At 30.7% G+C, this 8,156-nt stretch carries 7 protein-coding genes; all 7 read left to right on the forward strand.

Features of this window, described 5'->3' with window-relative positions:
• Positions 1-67 precede the first annotated feature (67 nt).
• The 7 genes from nifB (at position 68) to larE (ending at position 7,971) form a co-directional block, all read left to right on the forward strand.
• On the forward strand, positions 68-1,378 hold the full coding sequence (nifB, locus tag GXK56_RS25460; RefSeq protein ID WP_160692755.1) for a nitrogenase cofactor biosynthesis protein NifB: 1,311 nt from the start codon (positions 68-70) through the stop codon (positions 1,376-1,378).
• Positions 1,379-1,717: 339 nt separating this feature from the next.
• Positions 1,718-2,812: an iron-containing alcohol dehydrogenase family protein gene (locus tag GXK56_RS25465; protein ID WP_160692757.1), complete on the forward strand. Its 1,095-nt coding sequence runs from the start codon at positions 1,718-1,720 to the stop codon at positions 2,810-2,812.
• Between the two features lie 64 nt (positions 2,813-2,876).
• Positions 2,877-3,893: an ABC transporter substrate-binding protein gene (locus GXK56_RS25470; protein WP_160692759.1), complete on the forward strand. Its 1,017-nt coding sequence runs from the start codon at positions 2,877-2,879 to the stop codon at positions 3,891-3,893.
• Positions 3,894-3,917: 24 nt separating this feature from the next.
• Entirely contained in the window at positions 3,918-4,697 is a 780-nt protein-coding gene (locus GXK56_RS25475; RefSeq protein WP_160692761.1) for an ABC transporter permease subunit, read from the forward strand.
• A 21-nt stretch (positions 4,698-4,718) separates the two neighbouring features.
• Entirely contained in the window at positions 4,719-5,480 is a 762-nt protein-coding gene (locus GXK56_RS25480; RefSeq protein WP_160692763.1) for an ATP-binding cassette domain-containing protein, read from the forward strand.
• Positions 5,481-5,802: 322 nt separating this feature from the next.
• Complete coding sequence (gene hisC, locus GXK56_RS25485) at positions 5,803-6,894, forward strand: histidinol-phosphate transaminase (RefSeq protein ID WP_160692765.1); 1,092 nt, start codon at positions 5,803-5,805, stop codon at positions 6,892-6,894.
• Between the two features lie 240 nt (positions 6,895-7,134).
• Positions 7,135-7,971: an ATP-dependent sacrificial sulfur transferase LarE gene (gene larE, locus GXK56_RS25490; protein WP_160692767.1), complete on the forward strand. Its 837-nt coding sequence runs from the start codon at positions 7,135-7,137 to the stop codon at positions 7,969-7,971.
• The last annotated feature ends 185 nt before the right edge of the window (positions 7,972-8,156 follow it).

Genomic DNA, 8,156 nt, shown 5'->3' on the forward strand with positions numbered 1-8,156 from the left:
AAATTGTGGTAAATTTTATATTTGATTTTTCTATAAATTTAGTATATGAAAATAAGGAGAGGGTTTCATGGAAGAACGTTTAATAAAAATTGAAGAAAAGACAGCAACTCATCCTTGTTATAATCAAGGAGCACATCAGTACGCAAGAATGCATATACCAGTAGCGCCAAAATGTAATGTCAGTTGTAATTTTTGTAGTAGAAAATATGATTGTGTGAATGAAAGCAGACCAGGTGTAACAAGTGAAGTTCTAACGCCAAAGGAAGCACTTGAAAAATTCAAAGTAGTAAAAAGTAAAGTGGATAATTTAACAGTTCTTGGAATAGCTGGACCAGGGGATCCTTTAGCTAATTTTGATGAAGTTAAGAAATCTTTTGAACTAATTAGAAATGAATACCCTGAAACAACTTTTTGTTTATCTACTAACGGGCTCATGTTGCCATTTTATGCAAATGAGTTAGTAGAGCTAGGCGTTTCTCATGTGACAATAACTATAAATGCAGTTGACCCTAAAATAGGTGGTAAAATTTATAAATGGATTAACTACTTAGGAAATAGTTATACGGGAGAAGAAGCCGGAGCTATACTTTTAAATAATCAATTATCTGGACTTAAATATTTAACATCTAAAGGAATAATGTGCAAAGTTAATATTGTAATGATAAAAGGTATTAATGATCATCATATTCCAGAAATAGTTAAAAAGGTCAAAGAGTATGGAGCTTTTGTTACTAATATAATGAGAATGATACCAGTTGAAGGCAGCGTGTTTGAAAATTTATCTAGCGTAAGAAATGATGAATTAAATGAAATGAGAAAAAAATGTGAAATTGATTTAAAACAGATGTATCATTGCAGACAGTGCAGAGCTGATGCTATAGGAATGCTTTCTGAGGATCGTTCAGCAGATTTTAGAACTAATGGTTGTGGAAGTAATGGATGTAATAGTAAAAATGGTGCTAGTACAATCGAAATAAAGGGCAAAACTGAAAATACAGGAAAAGTATATAAATTTGCAATATCTAGCAAGTCTGGTATTAATATAGATCAACATTTTGGACATGCATCTGAATTTTATATTTATGACTATGCAAATGGTGCAATTCAATTTGCAGAAAAAAGATCTGTGGAGAAATATTGCAATGGAGTACAAGAATGTGGTGAACAGGAAGAGAATATCAAAAAAATACTAAATACTATAAATGATTGTGATGCAGTATTGGCTTTCAAAATAGGAGCTGAACCTGTAAATAAATTATTAAAAGAAGGAATACACGTTTATCAAATGTATGAAAGAATTAATGAAGGTATAGAAAAAGCAGTAGAACTATTAGAAGCCGATGCTAATGTTATTTATATAAAAAATGAAATAGTTTAGCTTAATAAAAACTATATTTTATTTAAGTAAAATTTGGCTTATAATTCCATAGGAATGATTTTAGATTATTGAATAAAATTTAAGTGTATCTGACTGGAAAACCAGAGGCCATGCTTCTAGCAGAATAGAAGTATGTTCTCTTTTTGCTTAGTAGTATTAGTATTCCAACTTATATTGTTAGTACAAGAGCGGAGGAGTTTGATTGACGGTGGGAAGACATAGAAAAGCTTCAGAATCGAACTTAGAAGCATGATATTTAATTGCATAATTATAGAAGTAAATAATGTATTGTGATAATATCCATCGATTAATTTTATTATATAGAGAGGAGTATGTAGGATGATTACAATAAAAACACCAAATAAATATATAAACGAACCTGATATATTAAAATCGGCAGGAGAATCCATTGCTAAATTAGGAAAACATGCATTAATTGTAGGTGGGAAAACGGCACTAGAAGTTGTGGGAAAGGAATTTTTAAATAGTCTTAAGAATTCAGATATAAGTTATGTAATTAAAATATTTAAAGGATATCCCACTTTAAATGCAATTGAAGAAATTACTTCATTAGTGATTGAGGTTAAAGCTGACATTATTATTGGAGTAGGTGGTGGGCGTGTACTAGACACAATTAAATCAGTTGGTGAGAATACTAATTTACCAGTTGTTACGGTACCTACTATAGGGGCAACTTGTGCTGCATGGTCAGCATTAACAGTGCTTTATGATGATACTGGGAAGGAAACTGGTTATAGAATATTGGAAAACTCACCGAAGCTTATATTAGCTGATACAAAAATTATTGCAGAATCACCAGTAAGATATTTAAATTCTGGAGTAGCGGATACTATTGTAAAATGGTATGAATTTGAGCCATATGAAGAAAAAGATTATGATGATTTTTCTTTAAGAATAGGATTAAATACATCAAAACTCGCATTAGAAATATTAGAAAGAAGTGCAGTTAGAGCAGCAGAAGATTCTGAAAGTAAAAAAGTAACTGAAGCCGTAACTGAGGTTGTAAACTCAATTATAGTATTAGCTGGTCTTGTAGGTAGTATAAGCACTGGTAAGTATAGAGCAGCATTAGCACATGCTATACATAACAGCTTAACAGCAATTCCAGATACTCATAGAAGTCTTCATGGTGAAAAAGTTATTTTTGGATTGATTGTCCAGTTTATATTAGAAGGCAAGCCACAACAGGAAATAGACAAGCTTATTTCCTTCTTAAATGCATTGAATCTTCCTGTTACTTTAGAACAACTAGGAATAAAGGAAGATGTAGATAATAATATTTCTAAAATTGCAAGTGGTGTTGAATTACCTACTGAAGTTTTAGAAAAATTAAGCTTTAAAGTTAGCAGTGAATTAATAGAAGCTGCAATAAAAAAGGCTAATAAATTTGGTAAACATAGTCTTAATGCATAGAAAAGTTTTATCTTAGAACATATTAAACATATATGAAAAATAATTAATTCAGGGGGCTAAAAAAATGAAAATATTAAAAATTATATCTGTAATGGGAATATCATTAGTTTTATTAGTAGGGTGTGGAAGTAATAGTACTTCCACAAAAACTGCAGATGCTTCAACCAAAGTAGATCTAAGCAAGGTTAAACTTGTAATTGGAGAAACTGGATGGAAGAGTAAGGAAATCGGATTTAAAGAAGCAGGTCTAGATAATACACCATATAAAGTGGAATATGTTAATTTTCAAGGAGGTAATTTACAGTTAGAAGCTATGGCAGCAAGTCACTTAGATTTAGCACTTACAAGTGAAATTCCACCAATTTTTGCTTCACAAGCACAAAATGGAGGTAATTTTAAAATAATTGCTTTATCACAAGCAACAACTCTTCAGCAGGAATTAGTAGTACCAAAAGATTCACCAATAAAAAATGTTACTGATTTGAAAGGAAAGCAAGTTGCTTATGTTGATAGTACAACGGCTCATTATTTCTTGTTAAAGATGTTAGAGAAAGCGGGTTTATCATGGAGTGATATTATACCAGTAAAATTATCAACTTCAGATGGATTGACGGCACTTATAGGCGGCAAAGTTGATGCTTTAGCAAGTTATGGTAATGCAATTATTTCAGCTAAGCAAAAAGGAGCTACAACTCTTGCCAGTGCTAAAGATATTTTATCAGGAAATTTCCCTATTGAAGCAACACCAGATGCAATCGCAGATCCAGGTAAACATGCAGCTATTGTAGATTATCTTGAAAGATATAACAAATTTTATGAGTGGAGCAGACAACATCAGGATAAATGGGCTAAAATAACTGCTGATAATACTAAACAGCCAGTAGAACAAGCTCTTGCAACATTGAAAGAAGGAGAAGAGCAAAGACCTAGTAAGATAGTAGCAACTTCTAAAGAAGGAATTTCATCTGAACAGGATATTGCGGATTCATTTACTAAAGTTGGGTTATTAAAAAATAAGTTTGATGTCAGCTCATTTTGGAGTAATGCTTTTGATGATGAAATAAAGAAATTTTCTAAATAAAATATTAATTGGAGATGATTAAGGATGAAATTCAAAGAAAGAAGTTATTGGATAGGTAAGATAGTCCCTTGGATAATACCTATTTTAATATTACTGGCGTGGATAGTATTCACAGGTGATGGGGCTATTTCTTCAAAAATATTCCCTAAACCAGATAAGGTTTTTGAGAGCTTTGTGCAATTAGCTAAAAGTGGCGAGTTATTAGACAATATTGTAATAAGTACTGAAAGAGCGTTGAGTGGTTTTATAGTTGGTGGAGGAATTGGATTTATTCTAGGATTTATTAATGGATTATCTAGAAATGCTGAAAATCTTTTAGATTCTACAATTCAAATGATTAGAAATGTTCCTCATCTTGCACTTATACCACTGGTAATTCTATGGTTTGGTATTGGACAAGAAGCTAAATTGTTGCTCATAGCCTTAGGTGTATTTTTTCCAATTTATTTAAATACATTTCACGGAATTCGTTCTATAGAACCACAGCTTATAGAAATGGGAAAAGTATATGGATTGAAAGGATTTCCTTTATTTAAGGAGGTAATTTTACCAGGGGCATTACCATCAATTTTAGTTGGAGTTAGACAATCCTTAGGAATCATGTGGTTAACATTAATAGTCGCAGAAACTGTAGCAGCTGATTCTGGTATTGGGTATATGGCTATGAATGCAAGAGAACTTATGCTTATGGATATAATTGTTTTAAGTATTATAGTTTATGCACTGCTTGGTAAGCTCTCAGATGTTATTGCTAAAATACTTGAATATAGATTATTGCGATGGCATCCTAATTTTAAAAAATAATAATAGAGGTGATTAGATAAGATGGAGTCTAATAAAAATGGATATTATCTTCGTGTTGATAAACTTCAAAAACAATTTGGAGATGCAACAATATTAGATGATATTGAATTAACTATAGAACCTGGTGAATTTATTGCAATAGTTGGCAGAAGTGGATGTGGTAAAAGTACCTTACTAAGATTGATTTCAGGACTAGAAGAGGCTACCCATGGTGGAGTTTACTTAGACGAAAACAAGGTTGAAGGAGTTAATTTAGACACACGATTTATTTTCCAAGAAGCAAGATTATTGCCTTGGAGAAAGATTATTGATAATGTTAGAATTGGTGCAGAAAATAAAGACAAAGAGCTGGCTTTAAGAGCTTTAAAGGACGTTGGGCTTGAGGATAGAGCAAATGAATGGCCAAGTGTATTATCAGGAGGGCAAAAGCAAAGAATCTCTTTAGCCAGAGCTCTTGCTGGTAATGCAAAATTACTGCTATTAGATGAACCGCTAGGTGCATTAGATGCATTAACAAGAATAGAAATGCAGCAATTAATTGAAAAGTTATGGCGAGAAAAAGGCTTTACAGTTATTCTGGTAACTCATGATGTAAGTGAAGCAGTAGCTTTAGCAGACAGAGTTATTCTTGTTGAAAAAGGGAAAATAACGATGGATACAAAAATCACACTAGCCCGCCCAAGAGAGAGGAATAACGATTTTGTATATTTTGAAAGAAGAATTTTAGATAGAGTTATGAATAAAGAAACTGATACATTGCCAAGAGAAGAGTATGCTATTTAAAATATAAAGAAATATTGTGGGGAAAATCTGCGTGTAAATGATGTATTATTAAAGTGCTTTATGTGTTGGAGCACTTTTATAGTATTTAGACATTATGTTAATATAGATAATTTCTTATTGGTGAAATGTTAATAAGGGATTGTAAAATATGAGAATAAGTATGGTAATATTCTTAACCATACTTATTCTGAAGAATATTACCATATTAGAATATGTTGTTAAAATGCGGGTTTGGTGTTAGTAGAATATTTAAAAGGTTATAAAGTATTAAATTAAAAATGCAATATTGAAAGATAGATATAATAAAAGGAGTTATAGAAGCATGTCAAATTTAAAATATAGAGAAGAGCTTGATTTAATTGAAAATTATAAACCAGCAAAGTCACTAGAGTCTATAAACCGAGAACTCGGAGCAACTGAAATAATTAAACTTGCAGGTAATGAAAATAGACTTGGAAGTTCTTATTTAGCTAAGGAAGCAGTTAAAAATTTTCTTGAAGAACTTTCATTTTATCCAGACTTTGATGTGACACGTCTTAGAGAAAGATTATCAAAGGATTTAAAAGTTAAAGGGGAACAGCTTATTTTTGGTAATGGATCATTTGAACTATTATCTTTGATAGCTAAAGCTTTTATAAGTAAGGGAGAAGAATCTATTATACCAGAAATAACATTTGGCTGGTATCAATCAGTTACCCTTCAAATGGGTGGAAAGATTGAGTGGATTCCACTTAAAAAACATAAAATAGACTTAGATGAAATTATAGCAAGAATAAATCAAAATACTAGAGTAATATGGATTTGCAATCCTAATAACCCTATAGGAGCATTTATAAATGAAGCAACTTTGAAAAATTTTCTTAAAGATGTTCCAAGAGATGTGATTGTAGTTTTAGATGAAGCTTATTATGAATTTGCAGATGATTCAAGTTATCCAGATTCTATTAAATTACTTGAAGATTATAAAAATATTATTATTTTAAGAACATTTTCTAAGGTTTATGGCTTAGCATCTTTAAGATTAGGATATGGTATTGCAGATTCAGAATTTATTAGCTATTTATATAAAGTTAAGGAGCCTATTAATGTAAATATGGCAGCTCAAGTAGCTGCTTTGGCAAGCCTTGATGATCAGGAGTTTAAAAACAAAGTTTTGGATAATAATAAAAAAAGTAAGCAATTATATTATGATGAATTAGGTAAATTAAATTTAGAATATATTAAAACACAAGGCAATTTTATAATGATAAATACAAAACTTAATGGAGATTTTGTTGCAGATGAGTTCTTAAAGAGAGGAATAATTATAAGAAGTGGTGTGGAATTTAAAATGCCAGAATGGATAAGGATTTCAATAGGTACATATGAAGAGAATATTAAAGTTTTAGATGTATTAAAAGAAATAATATCCTAATTATTTATTGTATAGAGACCTAAAGTTTTGAATTGACAATAGAATGAAATGATGATATTATCTTGATAAATACTATATGAATGCTTTGAATTGAAATGACTAGTAATCTTGGAACATTAAGTATAATAATTATTGTAGTTTCATTTAATAGTCTTTTTTTATTAGATAAACACCGAGCATATTTATGGGAATCGTAGAATTAAAAAAGATTAGTATTAGAAAGACAGGAGGCTGTAATATATGCTATTACAAGAGGAATTTCAATTACTAAAGGATAATATAAAAAAAAGAGGAAGTGCAGCAATTGCTTTTTCAGGAGGAGTGGATAGTACTTTCTTAGTTAAAGTAGCACATGAGGTATTAGGAGATAAGGTTATAGCAGTTACAGCTACTTCATCAACTTATCCAGAAAGAGAGTTAAAAGAAGCAATTAAATATGCAAAGAATATTGGTATAAAACACTTGATTATATCTTCAGAAGAGCTGGACATTGAAGGTTTTGCTAGTAATCCTAAAAATAGATGTTATTATTGTAAAAAAGAACTTTTTACAAAGATAAAGGCAGTAGCTAAAGAAAATGATGTTGAATATGTTTTTGATGGTTCAAATCTAGATGATAATGGCGACTATAGACCTGGAATGCAGGCAGCTAGAGAATTGGAAGTAATAAGCCCCCTTAAGGAAGCAAATCTTACTAAGGCCGATATAAGAGAGCTTTCAAAAGAATTAGGACTTCCAACTTGGAACAAGCCATCATTTGCATGCTTATCTTCCAGATTTCCGTATGGAAAAAAGATTACAATTCCAAAGCTTAAAATGGTAGAAAAAGCAGAACAGTTTTTGCTTGATATGGGCATAAGGCAAGTAAGAGTAAGGCATCATGGAGAAATAGCTAGAATTGAAGTTTCTCCAGAGGAAAGAATTAAATTCTTTGATGTTGAAGCCATGGATAAGATAGGAGAAAAGTTTAAAGATATCGGATTTGCTTACGTCACTTTAGACATATTAGGATACAGAACTGGTAGTATGAATGAAGTGCTAACTGAGGAAGAAAAAAAGTTAACTATTAAAATTTAGAAAAAAGATTAAATTTATATTAAATAGTTGACCAGAAATCTGGAGGCTAAGTTTTTCTTTAATATTTAAAGAAAAATTTAGCCTTTTATTTTTAAAAATTTTATGAATTTTAGAACAATTAAAATAAATGAGGAATCTGTTAAGCTGTTATGAAAAAATAGCTTGATTATTCATAGAATTACTCG

The organism is Clostridium sp. C2-6-12 (genome assembly GCF_009928485.1).
Classification (GTDB): domain Bacteria; phylum Bacillota; class Clostridia; order Clostridiales; family Clostridiaceae; genus Clostridium.

What these genes read in the sequence shown, in the direction of transcription:
- nifB (WP_160692755.1), top strand. Translation starts at nt 68, where the DNA reads ATGGAAGAACGTTTAATAAAAATTGAAGAAAAGACAGCAACTCATCCT.
- GXK56_RS25465 (WP_160692757.1), top strand. Translation starts at nt 1,718, where the DNA reads ATGATTACAATAAAAACACCAAATAAATATATAAACGAACCTGATATA.
- GXK56_RS25470 (WP_160692759.1), top strand. Translation starts at nt 2,877, where the DNA reads ATGAAAATATTAAAAATTATATCTGTAATGGGAATATCATTAGTTTTA.
- GXK56_RS25475 (WP_160692761.1), top strand. Translation starts at nt 3,918, where the DNA reads ATGAAATTCAAAGAAAGAAGTTATTGGATAGGTAAGATAGTCCCTTGG.
- GXK56_RS25480 (WP_160692763.1), top strand. Translation starts at nt 4,719, where the DNA reads ATGGAGTCTAATAAAAATGGATATTATCTTCGTGTTGATAAACTTCAA.
- hisC (WP_160692765.1), top strand. Translation starts at nt 5,803, where the DNA reads ATGTCAAATTTAAAATATAGAGAAGAGCTTGATTTAATTGAAAATTAT.
- larE (WP_160692767.1), top strand. Translation starts at nt 7,135, where the DNA reads ATGCTATTACAAGAGGAATTTCAATTACTAAAGGATAATATAAAAAAA.